Raw genomic sequence first — 16,702 nt, forward strand, 5'->3', positions numbered from 1 at the left:
TATAGATGAAGCTACTAGTAGGTATTACAAAATAGATTAGAAGGAGGAAGGGATGAAGGAAACTCAGCTATTAAAAGGTGTTCTTGAAGGTTGTGTCTTGGATATGATTGGTCAAAAAGAGCGATATGGTTATGAGTTGGTTCAGACTTTGCGAGAGGCTGGATTTGATACTATCGTTCCAGGAACTATTTATCCTTTGTTGCAAAAGTTAGAAAAAAATCAATGGATAAGAGGCGACATGCGCCCGTCGCCAGATGGTCCAGATCGGAAGTATTTTTCGTTAACTAAAGAAGGAGAAGAGCGTGTCTCGGTCTTTTGGCAACAATGGGACGATTTAAGTCAAAAAGTTGAAGGGATTAAGAATGGGGGGTAAACCATGAAGAAAATAAAGTATTACGAAGAAACAAGCGCTTTGCTGCATGAGTTTTCTGAGGAGAATCAAAAGTATTTTGAGGAGCTGTGGGATAGTTTTAATCTTGCTGGATTTCTCTATGATGAAGACTATCTCAGAGAGCAGATTTATTTGATGATGTTAGATTTCTCAGAAGCAGAACGAGATGGCATGAGTGCAGAGGATTATTTAGGTAAGAATCCTAAAAAAATAATGAAAGAGATTCTCAAGGAAGCACCACGCAGTTCTATCAAGGAGTCCCTTTTAACACCAATTTTTGTCCTAGCGATATTACGTTACTATCATCTACTGGGTGATTTTTCTAAAGGTCCTCTCTTAACAGTCAATTTGCTTACTTTTTTAGGGCAACTTCTTCTTTTTCTGATTGGATTTGGGCTTGTGGCTACAATCTTACGATGGAGTTTAGTCCAAGATTCTCCTAAGATGAAAATTGGCACTTATATTGTCGTTGGGATTCTTGTCCTTCTAGTTGTTCTAGGATATGTAGGAATGGCAAGTTTCATACAAGAAGGGGCCTTTTATCTTCCTGCTCCCTGGGATAGTTTCCTTGTCTTTACGCTTTCTCTAGTCATCAGTATTTGGAATTGGAAAGAAGCGGTCTTTCATCCCTTTGTCAGTATGATTGTTGCCCATCTTATTGTAGGTTCTCTGCTCCGTTATTATGCGTGGATGGGCATTTCACATGTTTTCTTCACAAAAATCATTCCTTTAGCTGTCCTCTTTATCGGAATCTTTCTCTTTTTCCGTGGGTTTAAGAAGATAAAATGGAGTGAAATATAGTCAAAAAGCCGTTGCAAAGCGGTTTTTTGTTATAATGAAGGGAAGAATGTTAGAAATTTAAGGAGAAAAATTTGATGAGATACATAACTCTTGGTCAAGATGACAAAGAATTATCAGAAATTGTTCTCGGAATGATGAGAATAAAAGATAAGTCTGTAAAAGAAGTTGAAGAGCTTGTAGAAACAGCACTTTCTGTTGGAATCAATGCTTTCGACTTGGCTGATATATATGGTCGTGGTCGTTGTGAAGAACTGTTAGGTCTTGTCCTAAAAAATCGTCCAGATTTAAGAGAAAAGATGTGGATTCAGTCCAAATGTGGCATTCGCATAGAAGAATTTACCTATTTTGATTTTTCTAAGGACTATATTATAAAATCAGTAGACGGTATTTTGCAAAGATTGAAGATTGATCATCTGGACAGCTTGCTTCTTCATCGACCAGATGCTTTGATGGAATCTGACCAAGTAGCAGAAGCCTTTGATCTCCTTTATAAACAAGGTAAGGTTCGAAATTTTGGAGTTTCTAATCAAAATCCCATGATGATGGAGTTTCTTAAAAAAGATGTCAAGCAGCCGTTAGCTGTTAATCAGCTACAATTGAGTGCGGCTTTTACTCCAGGATTCGAATCAGGTTTTCATGTTAATATGGAAGATAGTCAAGCAGCTATGCGAGATGGCAGCATTTTTGAATATTGCCAATTACACGATGTGGTCATTCAAGCATGGTCTGTCTTACAATTCGGGTATTTTAGAGGGAATTTTGTTGGCAATGAGAAATTTCAAGCTTTAAATCAAGTACTTGAGCGTTTAGCTATTAAATATGGAGTAACTTCTTCAACTATTGCCATTTCTTGGATATTACGCTACCCAGCCAAAATGCAGGCAGTCGTAGGTACAACAAATCCTAAGCACTTGAGAGAAGTTAGCCAAGCGGTAACCTTTAGCTTAACCAGAAAAGAATGGTATGAAATTTATCTTGCTGCAGGGAATAATTTGCCGTAAGTAGAAGCAGATGTAAATAAATCACAGTCAAAAAGCCGTTTTAAAGCGGTTTTTTTGTTATAATGAAGGGAAGAATTATTGATATTAAAGGAGATAAACATGACATTTGAAGAAATTCTACCTGGGTTAAAGACTAAGAAAAAATATGTACGTACTGGTTGGGGAGGTGCTGAAAACTATGTCCAACTCTTTGATACCATCGAGCAAAATGGTGTGGCTTTAGAGGTAACTCCTTATTTTTTGATTAACGTTTCTGGCGAAGGAGAAGGATTTTCCATGTGGAGCCCGACACCTTGTGATGTTTTGGCGACGGATTGGGTAGAAGTGCATGACTAAGCGTGTACTCATTACAGGAGTGAGTTCAGGCATTGGTCTGGCTCAGGCTCGACTCTTTTTAGAAAATGGTTATCAAGTTTATGGAGTTGACCAAGATAAAAATCCACTCTTAGAGGGTGATTTTCACTTTTTACAGAGAGATTTAACCTTGGACTTGGAGCCAATTTTTGACTGGTGTCCTCAGGTAGATATTTTGTGCAATACTGCTGGAGTGTTGGATGCTTATAAACCCCTATTGGAACAATCAGCCCAGGAAATTCAAGAGATTTTTGAAATTAACTATGTGACTCCTGTTGAGTTGACTCGCTATTATTTGACACAAATGCTGGAAAATAAAAAGGGAATCATCATCAATATGTGTTCCATTGCTTCTAGCCTAGCAGGTGGAGGTGGTCACGCCTATACTTCCTCTAAGCATGCTTTGGCTGGCTTTACTAAGCAGTTGGCTTTAGACTATGCTGAGGCTGGGATTCAGGTCTTTGGTATCGCTCCGGGAGCAGTCAAGACGGCTATGACCGCTGCGGATTTTGAGCCAGGCGGCTTAGCTGACTGGGTTGCTAGTGAAACACCAATCAAGCGCTGGATTAAACCAGAGGAAGTGGCAGAAGTCAGTCTCTTTTTGGCCAGTGGAAAGGCATCTGCCATGCAGGGGCAAATTTTGACAATAGATGGTGGCTGGTCTTTGAAGTAGGAGGATTTGGATGGATATTCAAGAAATCACAGAAGAGAATGCATCGCAGTTAGTCTTGAAGATCAAAGCAGAGTTATTAGGATTTCCAGAATTGGACAAGACCTCTTACATGAATTGGAAGGTGAAGTAGGGGGATAATGGAACTATTTAAAACATGGAAGAAAAATATGGTTCTCTATGGTCTTAAATCTCAAATTGGAACTGTCTACCGAAACAATGATAGGACAACAAGCTTTTATGATGTTGGGAATTTTCTATACCTGGCAGGGGAGTTGGATTCCAGATTTTGGGAAGATTTTGTTAGAAAATATGGTTTAGATTATAAGATTATTATTTCAGAAAATACTAATTGGCAAGATTTTCTGCATCGAAAAGTGGGGCTAAATTCTTTTACTCGCTATTCTTTTAAAGATAAGGCAAATTTTCAAGTTAAATTTCTAAATGATCTAGTTACTCATTTAGAGGAAGATTACAATATTGTGCCTATTGATAATCATATTTATAACTGCTTTTCTACGGAAGAATGGTCACAGGATTTACAGGGGGATTTTGAGTCCTATCAGGATTTTGTTTTAAAAGGTGGATTTGGCTTTGTGATTCTTAAAAATAATGAACTGATTGCTGGGATTTCCTCAGGGTTAGTTTACCGTGGAGCAGTTGAAGTGGAAGTTGCAACTAGACCAAACGAACAAGGAAATGGATTTGCTAAAAAGCTTGGTGCTGCAATGATTCTAGAGAGTTTAAATAGAGATATGTTTCCACTTTGGGATGCTCATAACGAGGCTTCCAAAAAAGTAGCAGAATTTTTAGGATATGAGTTAGCTGAACCTTATGAAGCTTTTGAACTAGAGGAAAATTTCACATAATTATATATGATATTATATCTTTTAAGACGAGGTGAATGGACATGAGAAATCAACTTGCCTTTAGTGGCGAAAAACTTGATGAAAAAATTTATCCTCAACTATTTCACCACGTCGGCATGATTCGTGGGGAATATTTGTTGAGAGAGCTCAACCAAAACATACTATTACCAAGTTGTCAGCAATTTGTAAAAGATTATCTAGAGACTATCTGCTCCCTGTACTCAGATGAAAAAGTTTGGTATCGTTTTTCTGAATTAACGAATACAGAAGCTAATTGTTTAGTGGGGACTAAAGAGTATTTTGACGAAGGGCATCCCTTGTTTGGCTATAGAGGGACTAGGCGTTTACTGGCGTGTCCGAATGAATTTCAGGCTGAAGCAAATGTTGTTACAGAAGTTTATCAAACCAATCCCAATCTATCTGTTATCTTTCCTTTTGTCAATGATGCTGAGCAGTTAAAGCAAGCTATTACAGTATTGCGTCAGTATGGCTTTACTGGTAAAGTCGGCACTATGATTGAATTACCGTCAGCCTATTTTGACTTAGACAGGATACTGGAAACGGGCATTTCAAAGATTGTAGTTGGAATGAATGATTTGACTTCTTTCATTTTTGCGACTGTGAGAAACAGTCAATGGCATGATATGGAAAATCCAATAATGTTAGATATGCTAAGAGATATGCAGGATAAAGCAAGGATGAAAAAGATTGACTTTGCTGTAGCAGGCTATCTGAATGATTCTTTCATACAAAAAATGAATCAGATGGATATCGAATGCATTCTCCATTATAGCTCTATTCCGGAGATTTTTGATTTAGAAATTGGCCATCCAGACCACCTCAAACGTGTAAAAGAAGAAAGTAAAAAATTACAAAGGAGATACCTATGACACCGCAAGAAATGTGGAATGCCTACAAGAAAATCAATCCTTCGATTGGAGATGAAATCGATGCTTGGGCTTTTGGAGTGGAAGCAGATCTCTTGGCAGATTTGGTTTTAAAAGGAGAAAAGACAGCAACAGCGTCAGCCTATGACCTCTACGCACTAGAAGATGAACCCCTTCCGCAAGTAGGAACCTTTGACGTCATTTTAGACAGTCAAAATCAGGCTGTCTGTATTGTTGAAATTACAAAGGTTTCTGTCCAGCCCTTCAATCAAGTTTCTGCTGATCATGCCTTTAAGGAAGGGGAAGGTGACAAATCCCTAGCCTATTGGCGTCAGGTTCATGAGGACTTTTTCACAGAGTGGATGAGGGAGGCAGGACAGAATTTTACACCTGAAAGCAAGGTTGTTTTAGAAGAATTTCGCAAGGTCTACCCACTGTAGACTGCAGAAGGAAGAAAGTTTTGGAAATCGCTGTCCAATCCTTTTTTCTTAGGCAAAACATGTTATAATAAGTTTGTTTGAAGAAGAGCTCTAGCTCTTAAACTTAGAATAGGAGAAAACTATGCAAGCAGTTGAACATTTTATTAAGCAATTTGTTCCTGAACATTATGATTTATTTTTAGACTTGAGTCGTGAGACCAAGACGTTTTCAGGGAAGGTAACCATCACTGGTCAAGCACAGAGTGACCGCATTTCCCTCCACCAAAAAGACTTGGAAATCGCTTCTGTAGAAGTTGCAGGTCAAGCTCGTCCATTTACAGTTGACCATGATAATGAAGCCCTTCATTTTGAACTTGCAGAAGCAGGTCAAGTTGAAGTGGTTATCTCTTTCTCAGGAAAAATTACAGATAACATGACAGGGATTTATCCTTCTTACTACACAGTTGATGGAGTCAAGAAGGAAGTCTTGTCTACTCAGTTCGAGAGCCATTTTGCGCGCGAAGCCTTCCCATGTGTGGATGAACCTGAAGCCAAAGCGACTTTTGACCTTTCTCTACGTTTTGACCAAGCAGAAGGTGAATTGGCCTTGTCTAACATGCCAGAAATCGATGCTGAAAACCGTAAGGAAACAGGTATCTGGAAGTTTGAGACAACACCTCGCATGTCTTCTTACTTGTTAGCCTTTGTAGCGGGTGATTTGCAAGGTGTGACGGCTAAAACTAAAAATGGTACTCTTGTAGGTGTCTACTCAACCAAAGCTCACCCACTATCTAACCTTGATTTCTCACTGGACATCGCTGTTCGCTCCATCGAGTTTTACGAAGATTACTACGGAGTCAAGTATCCAATCCCTCAATCTCTCCATATCGCCCTTCCTGACTTCTCAGCTGGAGCTATGGAAAACTGGGGTCTTGTGACTTACCGTGAAGTTTACTTGGTTGTAGATGAGAACTCTACCTTTGCCAGCCGTCAACAAGTTGCCCTTGTTGTGGCCCATGAATTGGCTCACCAATGGTTTGGTAACCTTGTTACTATGAAATGGTGGGATGACCTTTGGCTCAATGAAAGCTTCGCTAACATGATGGAATACGTCTGTGTGGATGCCATTGAGCCAAGTTGGAATATCTTTGAAGATTTCCAAACAGGTGGTGTTCCGTCTGCCTTGAAACGTGATGCGACTGATGGCGTACAGTCTGTTCACGTCGAAGTTAAACATCCAGATGAAATCAATACGCTCTTTGATGGTGCTATCGTATATGCTAAAGGAAGCCGTCTCATGCACATGCTTCGTCGTTGGCTAGGAGATGCTGCTTTTGCTAAAGGTTTGCATGCCTACTTTGAAAAACATCAGTACAGCAATACAATTGGTCGTGACCTTTGGGATGCCCTTGGTCAAGCGTCAGGACGTGATGTCGCAGCCTTCATGGATTCTTGGTTAGAACAGCCTGGTTATCCAGTTCTTACTGTTAAAGTTGAAAATGATGTTTTGAAGATTTCACAAAAACAATTCTTCATCGGTGAGCACGAAGACAAGAACCGTCTCTGGGTTGTGCCACTGAATAGTAACTGGAAAGGCTTGCCTGATACACTTGAAACAGAAAGTATCGAAATCCCTGGCTACGCAGCCCTTCTTGCTGAAAACAAAACAGCACTTCGTCTCAACACAGAAAATACAGCCCACTACATTACAGACTATCAAGGAGACTTGTTGGATGCAGTTCTTGCTGACCTAGTTGAGCTTGATAACACAAGCAAACTACAAATCGTCCAAGAACGTCGTCTGCTTGCTGAAGCAGGGCACATTTCTTATGCTGACTTGCTCCCAGTCCTTGATAAACTTGCCAAGGAAGAGTCTTACCTTGTCGTTTCAGCTGTTTCTCAAGTAATTTCTGCCCTTGAGCGCTTTATCGATGAAGGAACAGAAGCTGAGACAGCCTTCAAAGTACTAGTTGCTAAATTGGCTCGTCATAACTATGACCGTCTTGGTTTTGAAGCTAAAGACGGAGAATCAGACGAGGATGAATTGGTTCGTCAGTTGGCCATTTCTATGATGATTCGCTCAAATAATGCAGAAGCTAGTCAAGTCGCTAGCCAAATCTTCGCGGCTCACAAGGAGAATCTTGCAGGACTTCCAGCAGCTATTCGCTCACAAGTTCTGATCAATGAGATGAAACATCATGAGACTAAAGACTTGTTAGCACTTTATCTTGACACTTATACGCACGCAACAGATGCTGTCTTTAAACGTCAGTTGGCAGCTGCTCTTGCCTACAGTACAGATGCGGACAATATCCAAACCTTGATCGCTGCTTGGAAGGACAAATTTGTGGTGAAACCACAAGACTTGTCTGCTTGGTATTACCAATTCCTAGCTCATCAAGCAACTCAGGAAACAGCTTGGTCTTGGGCGCGTGAAAACTGGGCTTGGATTAAGGCAGCTCTTGGTGGAGATATGAGCTTTGATAGCTTTGTTATCCTTCCTGCTCACGTATTTAAGACTCAGCAACGCTTGGCAGAGTACAAGGAATTCTTTGAGCCACAACTTTCTGACCTTGCTCTTAGCCGTAACATCGGTATGGGAATCAAGGAAATTGCAGCGCGTGTTGACTTGATTAACCGTGAAAAAGCTGCAGTGGAAGCAGTCGTTCTTCAATACGGAAACGCATAAATAAGCCTAAAATAAAAAGAAAACTCAGCTCTCTCATGTAAATTGCAGAGAGTTGAGTTTTTTTAAGGCAAATTTGGTATAATGGTTGTAATAAGGAGGAGTTTCTCATGATAAAAATCTTATTAGTTGAGGATGACCTAGGCCTGTCAAATTCAGTATTTGACTTTTTAGACGATTTTGCGGATGTCATGCAGGTATTTGATGGGGAAGAAGGTCTCTACGAAGCTGAGAGTGGCGTCTATGACTTGATTTTGCTCGATTTGATGTTACCTGAAAAAAATGGCTTCCAAGTCTTGAAAGAATTGCGTGAAAAGGGAATTACGACACCAGTTCTGATCATGACCGCTAAGGAAAGTTTGGATGACAAGGGACATGGATTTGAACTGGGAGCGGATGATTATCTGACCAAGCCTTTCTACCTAGAAGAACTCAAGATGCGGATTCAGGCCCTACTCAAACGTTCAGGTAAGTTTAATGAAAATACGCTATCTTATGGAGATATTCTCATCAATTTATCAACAAATACCGTTAAGGTTGAAGATACTACTGTCGAATTGCTGGGGAAAGAGTTCGATTTACTAGTTTATTTCCTTCAAAATCAAAATGTTATTTTGCCTAAGACGCAGATTTTTGATCGTCTATGGGGATTTGATAGTGATACAACGATTTCAGTTGTCGAAGTCTATGTTTCAAAAGTCCGTAAGAAATTAAAAGGAACCACTTTTGCAGAGAATTTGCAAACCTTGCGCAGTGTTGGGTATATTTTAAAAGATGTTCAGTAAACTAAAAAAAACATGGTATGCGGATGACTTTAGTTATTTTATCCGCAACTTTGGTGTCTTCACTCTGATTTTCTCTACAATGACTCTGATTATTTTGCAGGTCATGCATTCGAGTCTTTATACTTCGGTGGATGATAAGCTTTATGGACTGAGTGAAAATCCTCAGGCAGTTATTCAGCTTGCTGTAAATAGGGCAACAGAAGAGATTAAAGACTTAGAGAATGCCGCTACAGATACTAGTAAGACTGAGATAAAACCCAATGTCAGTTCCAATACGGAGGTTATTCTTTTTGATAAGAATTTTACACAGCTCCTTTCTGGAAATCGATTTTTGGGATTGGATAAGATTAAGTTAGAGAAAAAAGAACTAGGCCATATCTATCAGATTCAGGTTTTTAATAGCTATGGACAAGAAGAAATCTATCGCATGATTTTGATGGAAACCAATATCAGTTCGGTTTCAACCAATATCAAGTATGCTGCTGTCTTGATAAATACCAGTCAGTTGGAGCAGGCCAGTCAAAAGCATGAGCAATTGATTGTCGTTGTGATGGCAAGTTTCTGGATTTTGTCTTTGCTTGCCAGTCTCTATCTAGCTCGGGTTAGTGTTCGTCCTTTACTTGAAAGTATGCAGAAGCAACAGTCCTTTGTGGAAAATGCCAGTCATGAGTTACGGACTCCACTTGCAGTTTTGCAAAATCGCTTAGAGACCCTTTTCCGTAAGCCAGAAGCTACCATTATGGATGTGAGCGAAAGCATTGCATCGAGTTTGGAAGAAGTCCGAAATATGCGTTTTTTGACAACGAACTTGTTGAACTTAGCTCGGAGAGATGATGGGATTAAGCCGGAACTTGCAGAAGTTCCAACCAGTTTTTTCAATACAACTTTCACAAACTATGAGATGATTGCGTCGGAAAATGATCGTGTCTTCCGTTTTGAAAATCGGATCCATCGTCCGATTGTGACGGATCAACTGCTCTTGAAGCAGTTGATGACGATTCTCTTCGATAATGCCGTCAAGTATACTGAAGAGGATGGTGAGATTGATTTTCTTATCTCGGCGACCGATCGCAATCTGTATTTACTGGTTTCTGATAATGGAGTCGGTATTTCAGCAGAAGATAAGAAGAAAATTTTTGATCGTTTTTATCGAGTGGACAAGGCTAGAACCCGTCAAAAAGGTGGTTTCGGTTTAGGATTATCCCTAGCCAAGCAAATTGTAGATGCTTTAAAAGGAACCATTACTGTCAAAGATAATAAACCGAAAGGAACAATCTTTGAAGTGAAGATTGCCATCCACACACCATCTAAAAAGAAAAAATAAACATATCGCTCCAGATGGGGCGATATGTTTATTTTTTAAGTTTTCGTTTGATAATAGAGCGTTGGACTTTTAAAACAAGTAAGCTGGATACTATTGCTGCAGGTAAGGCGAGCACAGTTGTTAATTTTAATGATAAAAAGATAAAACTAAAGATGGCAATGCAGATACAAAAAACAGCGATATTGACAAAAAATAAAATTTCTTTGAGATTGCTATCAGTTTGTGCTTCAGGTGTATAAGCTTGATAATGAGGAAGTTGTTGGTTTAATTCTTCTTGATAGTCTACCTCATAGGATTGTAATTTTCTTGCGGGCATTATTCTCTCCTTAACAGTACATACCTATTTTATCATTTTTTCAGCAGAGAATTATTACAGAAAGGTTACAAAAAGAATAAAGTCCCTTTTCATTTTCAAAGAATGGCTGATTTTTGAGAATTGTGGTATAATTTTCCTTATGGAAAAGATTATTATTACAGCAACTGCTGAAAGTATTGAACAAGTTAAACAACTGCTCGAAGCTGGCGTAGACCGTATATATGTCGGTGAGAAAGATTTTGGCCTTCGTCTACCAACAACCTTTAGTCATGACCAATTGCGTGAAATCGCTAAGCTGGTTCATGATGCTGGTAAGGAATTGATTGTTGCGGTCAATGCCCTCATGCACCAAGATATGATGGACCGTATCAAGCCTTTCCTCGATTTCTTGGAAGAAATCAAGACCGATTACATTACGATTGGGGATGCAGGTGTTTTTTACGTAGTCAACCGCGATGGTTATTCCTTTAAAACCATCTACGATGCTTCGACTATGGTAACTAGCAGTCGCCAGATTAACTTCTGGGGACAAAAGGCTGGCGCATCTGAGGCTGTTTTGGCGCGTGAAATTCCATCAGCTGAACTTTTCAAAATGCCAGAGATTTTGGAAATTCCTGCTGAAGTTTTGGTGTATGGTGCTAGTGTTATTCACCATTCTAAACGTCCGCTCTTGCAAAACTACTATAACTTTACGCATATCGATGATGAAAAGACTCGCAAGCGTGACCTCTTCTTGGCTGAGCCAAGTGACCCAGAGAGCCACTATTCCATTTTTGAAGACAATCATGGGACCCACATCTTTGCCAACAATGACCTCGATTTGATGACCAAATTGACAGAATTGGTGGAGCATGGTTTTACTCACTGGAAACTAGAAGGGCTCTACACTCCTGGTCAGAACTTTGTTGAGATTGCAAAACTCTTTATCCAAGCGCGTAGCTTAATCCAAGAGGGCAACTTTAGCCATGACCAAGGCTTCTTGCTAGATGAAGAAGTGCGCAAGTTACACCCTAAAAACCGTTTCCTTGATACAGGATTTTATGACTACGATCCTGACATGGTTAAATAAAGTAAATGATTCGTTGAGAGAAGGAAGACTTAAAATTTCTTCTCTCAATTTTTCTTATTCTTCAATATTTTCAAAAAATTAGCAGGCTAGAATGCTCTGTTTGCTGGGATTTTTAAGAAAAGTAACCTTCTTGAGTTTGAAAATTATCCCATGTTTGCAGGTGCCAAATGGCTCTTTTTTTGGTATAATTTTTTATAATGAAAACGATTGGTAATCGCTATGTTGTGGTGGATTTAGAGGCAACTAGCACAGGTAGTAAGGCTAAAATTATTCAAGTGGGAATTGTTGTGATTGAGGATGGAAAAATCGTCGATCACTATACGACGGATGTCAATCCACATGAACCCTTAGATGCTCATATCAAAGAACTGACAGGATTGACAGACCAACGTCTGGCGCAAGCACCTGATTTTTCGCAAGTTGCTAGAAAAATCTTTGACTTGGTGAAGGATGGGATTTTTGTAGCCCACAATGTTCAGTTTGATGCCAATCTTTTGGCGGAAAATTTATTTTTTGAAGGCTATGAACTAAAAAATCCTCGTGTTGACACGGTCGAATTGGCTCAGGTCTTTTTCCCTGAACTGGAAAAATATAGTTTGCCGATATTGTGTCGAGAATTAGGAATTCCTCTTAAACACGCTCACACAGCCCTTTCAGATGCCCAAGCCACTGCGGAATTACTCTTGTTTTTACGGGAAAAGATGGCACAGCTTCCGAAAGATCTCTTGGAACGCTTGCTGGAAATGGCTGACGCTCTCTTATATGAGTCCTACTTGGTTATTGAGGAAATTTATCGCAACCAATCTATCCTGACTTCTTCAGATTTGGTCCAAGTTCAAGGACTATATTTCAAGAAAACTGCAGCTCTCTTGGAGCCACGAAAACTATCTCAAGATTTTTCTAAAAATATTTCTCTGTTGAACCTTGAAGTGAGGGAGGAACAAGAAAGTTTTGCTAAAGAGGTTGGCTTGCTATTGAAAGATGAGCCTGTCTCATTAATTCAAGCGCCAACAGGGATTGGGAAAACTTATGGCTACCTCTTACCCGCTTTATCTCAAGCCAAAGAGCGACAAATTGTCCTTAGTGTTCCGACAAAGATTCTTCAAAATCAAATCATGGAAGAAGAAGGGAAATGTCTCAAGGAAGTGTTCCATACAGATATTCATAGTTTAAAGGGGCCTCAAAATTATTTGAAGTTGGATGCCTTTTATCGTTCCTTGCAGGAAAATGATGAAAATCGCTTATTTAGACGTTTTAAAATGCAACTCTTGGTCTGGTTGACAGAGACAGAAACCGGGGATTTGGATGAAATTGGTCAACTCTACCGTTATCAACATTTTTTGACAGATCTTCGTCATGACGGGAATTTATCATCCCAGAGCTTATTTGTGACGGAAGATTTTTGGAAACGTAGTCAAGAAAGGGCACAAACCTGCAAGCTTTTAGTGACCAATCATGCCTATCTTGTAACCAGACTTGAAGATAATCCTGAATTTGTCAGTGACCGTTTATTGATTATTGATGAAGTTCAAAAGATTTTGTTAGCTCTAGAAAATCTGCTTCAAGAGACCTACGATATCCAGTCTATTGTCGATTTGCTTGATAAGGCTTTACTGGAGGAGCAAAATAAGGTCCAGCAACGAATACTAGAAAGTATTCGCTTTGAGTGCCTCTACTTGATAGAACAATTTCAGTCTGGAAAATCTAGGAAAAATATCTTGGATTCTCTGACCAATCTCCATCAGTATTTTTCAGAATTAGAGGTAGAAGGCTTTGAGGAGCTGGTTCGCTATTTTACAGCTGACCGAGATTACTGGCTTGAAGCAATTGAAACGAGTCAAAAGAAAGTTCAAATTTCTTCTACGAAATCAGGACGTATTCTCCTATCTTCTTTACTTCCTGAGAGTTGCCAAGTCTTGGGAGTATCGGCTACTCTTGAGATTAGTCAGAGGGTTTCTTTGGCAGACCTTTTAGGCTATCCTGAAGCTAAATTTGTCAAGGTTGAAGCTGGTAAAAAACAGGATCAAGAAGTGGTCTTGGTCAAAGATTTCCCCTTGGTAACAGAAACCTCCTTAGAAGTTTACGCCAAAGAGGTAGCTGCTTTACTAGTGGAAATTCAAGCTTTCCAGCAACCGATTTTGGTTCTCTTTACCGCTAAAGACATGCTTCTAGCAGTATCGGATTTACTTCCAGTTAGTCACTTGGCCCAGTATAAAAATGGGGATGTTCATCAACTGAAGAAACGCTTTGAAAAAGGTGAACAACAAATCCTGCTTGGTGCAGCAAGTTTCTGGGAGGGAGTTGATTTTTCAAGTCATCCTTTTGTGATTCAAGTTGTACCAAGACTTCCTTTCCAAAATCCCCAAGAGCCCTTGATGAAAAAAATCAATCAGGAACTGATTCAAGAAGGGAAAAATGCCTTTTATGATTATCAATTGCCAATGGCCATTATTCGTTTAAAACAGGCTTTGGGAAGAAGTATGAGACGCGAACACCAACGTTCTTTAACCCTCATTCTGGATAGAAGAATCGTCGGAAAACGATATGGCAAGCAAATAGTGACTTCTTTAGCAAAAGAAGCGACTGTTAAAACCGTCTCTCGATCCGAAGTTGATGAGGCTGTTGATAATTTTTTAAATGAACTTTGATAAATAGTATTGTATGAAAGTATAAGGTTAGTGTATATGAAACGTTCTCTCGACTCTAGAGTCGATTATAGTTTGCTATTGCCAGTATTTTTTCTACTGGTTATTGGCGTGGTGGCTATCTATATAGCTGTTAGTCATGATTATCCAAACAATATTCTGCCCATTTTAGGGCAGCAGGTCGCCTGGATCGCCTTGGGGCTTGTGATTGGTTTTATCGTCATGCTCTTTAATACAGAATTTCTTTGGAAAGTGACCCCCTTTCTATATATTTTAGGCTTGGGACTTATGGTCTTGCCGATTGTCTTTTATAATCCAAGCTTAGTTGCATCAACGGGTGCCAAAAACTGGGTATCGGTAAATGGTGTTACCTTGTTCCAACCGTCAGAATTTATGAAGATATCCTATATCCTCATGTTGGCTCGTGTGATTGTCCAGTTTACCAAAAAACATAAGGAATGGAGACGCACAGTTCCGCTGGACTTCTTATTGATTTTCTGGATGATTCTCTTTACCATTCCAGTCCTAGTTCTTTTAGCACTTCAAAGTGACTTGGGGACGGCTTTGGTTTTTGTAGCCATTTTCTCAGGAATCGTCTTGCTATCAGGAGTTTCTTGGAAAATTATTATCCCAGTATTTGTGACTGCTGTAACAGGAATTGCTGGTTTCTTAGCTGTTTTTATCAGCAAGGACGGCCGGGCTTTTCTCCATCAATTGGGAATGCCGACTTACCAAATCAACCGTATTTTGGCTTGGCTTAATCCTTTTGATTTTGCTCAAACAACGACCTATCAGCAGGCTCAAGGGCAGATTGCCATTGGGAGTGGTGGCTTATTTGGTCAGGGATTTAATGCTTCTAATCTGCTTATTCCAGTTCGTGAGTCAGATATGATTTTCACGGTTATCGCAGAGGATTTTGGCTTTATTGGCTCTGTCCTTGTTATTGCCCTTTATCTCATGCTGATTTACCGTATGTTAAAGATTACTCTTAGATCAAATAACCAGTTCTACACCTATATTTCCACAGGTTTGATTATGATGTTGCTCTTCCATATCTTTGAGAATATCGGTGCTGTGACGGGCTTGCTTCCTTTGACTGGGATTCCCTTGCCTTTTATTTCGCAAGGAGGATCGGCTATTATCAGTAATTTGATCGGTGTTGGCTTGCTTTTATCGATGAGTTATCAAACCAATCTAGCTGAAGAAAAGAGTGGAAAAGTCCGATTCAAGAGGAAAAAGGTTGTATTAAAACGAATCAAATAAGGAGAAAATCATGGTTAAAGTAGCCGTTATGTTAGCTCAGGGCTTTGAAGAAATTGAAGCTTTGACAGTTGTGGATGTTTTGCGTCGTGCAAATATTACTTGTGATATGGTAGGATTTGAAGAGCAAGTGACAGGATCGCACGCAATCCAAGTAAGAGCAGATCGTGTCTTTGATGGTGATTTATCAGACTATGATATGATTGTCCTTCCTGGAGGGATGCCTGGTTCTGCACATTTGCGCGATAATCAGGCTTTGATGCAAGAATTGCAAAGTTTCGAACGAGAAGGGAAGAAACTGGCAGCTATTTGTGCGGCGCCAATAGCCCTCAATCAAGCAGGGCTATTGAAAAACAAGGAATACACTTGTTATGACGGTGTTCAAGAGCAAATCCTTGATGGTCAATATGTCAAGGAAACGGTAGTGGTAGATGGTCAGTTGACAACCAGTCGGGGCCCTTCGACAGCTCTTGCCTTTGCCTACGAGTTGGTGGAGCAACTAGGAGGAGACGCAGAGACTTTACGAACAGGAATGCTCTATCGAGATGTCTTTGGTAAAAATCAGTAAAACGGGAGTTATTCTCTCGTTTTTTATGTGGAAAAATCAGGGAAATCATCGCTTTTTTCATAAAAAAATGCTATAATGAAGGGTATGAAATATCACGATTATATCTGGGATTTAGGTGGAACTTTACTGGATAATTATGAAACTTCAACAGCTGCATTTGTTGAAACATTGGCACTGTATGGTATCACACAAGACCACGATAGTGTCTATCAAGCTTTAAAGGTTTCTACTGATTTTGCGATTGAGACATTCGCTCCCAACTTAGAGCATTTTTTAGAAAAATACAAGGAAAATGAAGCCAGAGAGCTTGAACATCCGATTTTGTTTGATGGAGTTTCTGATTTATTGAAAGATATCTCAAATCAAGGTGGCCGTCATTTTTTGGTCTCTCACCGAAATGATCAAGTCTTGGAAATTTTAGAAAAAACCTCTATAGCAGCTTATTTTACAGAAGTGGTGACTTCTAACTCAGGCTTTAAGAGAAAACCAGATCCTGAGTCCATGATTTATTTAAGAGAAAAGTATCAGATTACCTCTGGTCTTGTCATTGGTGATCGACCGATTGATATCGAAGCCGGGCAAGCTGCAGGACTAGCTACCCACTTGTTTACCAGTATCGTGAATTTAAAACAAGTATTAGACATATAAGAAAAAGGA

The 16,702-nt window shown here is 39.6% G+C and carries 16 protein-coding genes and 1 pseudogene; 16 read left to right on the forward strand and 1 reads right to left on the reverse strand.

Translation table 11 applies throughout. The annotated features are described in order from the left end of the window. Positions 1-52 precede the first annotated feature (52 nt). The 11 genes and pseudogenes from HT732_RS03120 (at position 53) to ciaH (ending at position 10,187) form a co-directional block, all read left to right on the forward strand. On the forward strand, positions 53-373 hold the full coding sequence (locus HT732_RS03120; RefSeq protein WP_000665422.1) for a PadR family transcriptional regulator: 321 nt from the start codon (positions 53-55) through the stop codon (positions 371-373). Positions 374-376: 3 nt separating this feature from the next. Continuing rightward, on the forward strand, positions 377-1,192 hold the full coding sequence (locus tag HT732_RS03125; RefSeq protein WP_173253921.1) for a hypothetical protein: 816 nt from the start codon (positions 377-379) through the stop codon (positions 1,190-1,192). 74 nt (positions 1,193-1,266) lie between these two features. After that, the gene (locus HT732_RS03130) at positions 1,267-2,193 is read left to right on the forward strand and encodes an aldo/keto reductase family oxidoreductase (RefSeq protein ID WP_173253922.1); all 927 of its coding nucleotides are present in this window, start codon (positions 1,267-1,269) and stop codon (positions 2,191-2,193) included. 99 nt (positions 2,194-2,292) lie between these two features. Continuing rightward, complete coding sequence (locus HT732_RS03135) at positions 2,293-2,529, forward strand: DUF2829 domain-containing protein (protein ID WP_042768384.1); 237 nt, start codon at positions 2,293-2,295, stop codon at positions 2,527-2,529. Further along, the gene (locus HT732_RS03140) at positions 2,522-3,220 is read left to right on the forward strand and encodes a 3-oxoacyl-ACP reductase (RefSeq protein WP_049511749.1); all 699 of its coding nucleotides are present in this window, start codon (positions 2,522-2,524) and stop codon (positions 3,218-3,220) included. Before HT732_RS03135 ends, HT732_RS03140 begins: the two co-directional genes overlap by 8 nt. Positions 3,221-3,357: 137 nt before the next feature. Then, positions 3,358-4,086 (forward strand): GNAT family N-acetyltransferase, encoded by a 729-nt coding sequence (locus tag HT732_RS03145; protein ID WP_173253923.1) that lies wholly within the window; start codon positions 3,358-3,360, stop codon positions 4,084-4,086. Between the two features lie 41 nt (positions 4,087-4,127). Beyond that, positions 4,128-5,031: pseudogene (locus tag HT732_RS03150) on the forward strand (putative PEP-binding protein). Further along, on the forward strand, positions 4,973-5,413 hold the full coding sequence (locus tag HT732_RS03155) for an ASCH domain-containing protein (protein WP_173253925.1): 441 nt from the start codon (positions 4,973-4,975) through the stop codon (positions 5,411-5,413). The pseudogene HT732_RS03150 and the gene HT732_RS03155 overlap by 59 nt, the downstream one beginning before the upstream one ends. Positions 5,414-5,534: 121 nt before the next feature. After that, a complete protein-coding gene (locus HT732_RS03160) occupies positions 5,535-8,081 on the forward strand; it encodes a M1 family metallopeptidase (RefSeq protein WP_173253926.1) in 2,547 nt (848 codons plus the stop codon). A gap of 107 nt (positions 8,082-8,188) precedes the next feature. Then, positions 8,189-8,863: a two-component system response regulator CiaR gene (gene ciaR / locus HT732_RS03165; protein ID WP_000590628.1), complete on the forward strand. Its 675-nt coding sequence runs from the start codon at positions 8,189-8,191 to the stop codon at positions 8,861-8,863. Then, positions 8,853-10,187, forward strand: a complete 1,335-nt coding sequence (gene ciaH, locus HT732_RS03170) for a two-component system sensor histidine kinase CiaH (RefSeq protein WP_173253927.1) — start codon at positions 8,853-8,855, stop codon at positions 10,185-10,187. Before ciaR ends, ciaH begins: the two co-directional genes overlap by 11 nt. Before the next feature lie 28 nt (positions 10,188-10,215). Here ciaH and HT732_RS03175 read toward each other — a convergent pair whose 3' ends face one another. After that, positions 10,216-10,503: a DUF3270 domain-containing protein gene (locus HT732_RS03175; RefSeq protein WP_173253928.1), complete on the reverse strand. Its 288-nt coding sequence runs from the start codon at positions 10,501-10,503 to the stop codon at positions 10,216-10,218. 139 nt (positions 10,504-10,642) lie between these two features. Between HT732_RS03175 and HT732_RS03180 the strand changes: the two genes are divergently transcribed. The 5 genes from HT732_RS03180 (at position 10,643) to HT732_RS03200 (ending at position 16,693) form a co-directional block, all read left to right on the forward strand. After that, a complete protein-coding gene (locus tag HT732_RS03180; RefSeq protein ID WP_173253929.1) occupies positions 10,643-11,572 on the forward strand; it encodes a peptidase U32 family protein in 930 nt (309 codons plus the stop codon). 197 nt (positions 11,573-11,769) lie between these two features. After that, positions 11,770-14,220, forward strand: a complete 2,451-nt coding sequence (locus HT732_RS03185) for a bifunctional DnaQ family exonuclease/ATP-dependent helicase (protein WP_173253930.1) — start codon at positions 11,770-11,772, stop codon at positions 14,218-14,220. A 36-nt stretch (positions 14,221-14,256) separates the two neighbouring features. Then, positions 14,257-15,480 carry an FtsW/RodA/SpoVE family cell cycle protein gene (locus tag HT732_RS03190; RefSeq protein WP_173253931.1) on the forward strand — a complete coding sequence of 408 codons (1,224 nt, stop codon included), beginning with the start codon at positions 14,257-14,259 and terminating at the stop codon, positions 15,478-15,480. A gap of 10 nt (positions 15,481-15,490) precedes the next feature. Continuing rightward, the gene (locus HT732_RS03195; RefSeq protein ID WP_173253932.1) at positions 15,491-16,045 is read left to right on the forward strand and encodes a DJ-1 family glyoxalase III; all 555 of its coding nucleotides are present in this window, start codon (positions 15,491-15,493) and stop codon (positions 16,043-16,045) included. A gap of 84 nt (positions 16,046-16,129) precedes the next feature. Then, on the forward strand, positions 16,130-16,693 hold the full coding sequence (locus tag HT732_RS03200; protein WP_173253933.1) for an HAD family hydrolase: 564 nt from the start codon (positions 16,130-16,132) through the stop codon (positions 16,691-16,693). The last annotated feature ends 9 nt before the right edge of the window (positions 16,694-16,702 follow it).

The sequence above is a fragment of the Streptococcus sp. 5346 genome, assembly GCF_013277455.1.
Lineage (GTDB): Bacteria > Bacillota > Bacilli > Lactobacillales > Streptococcaceae > Streptococcus.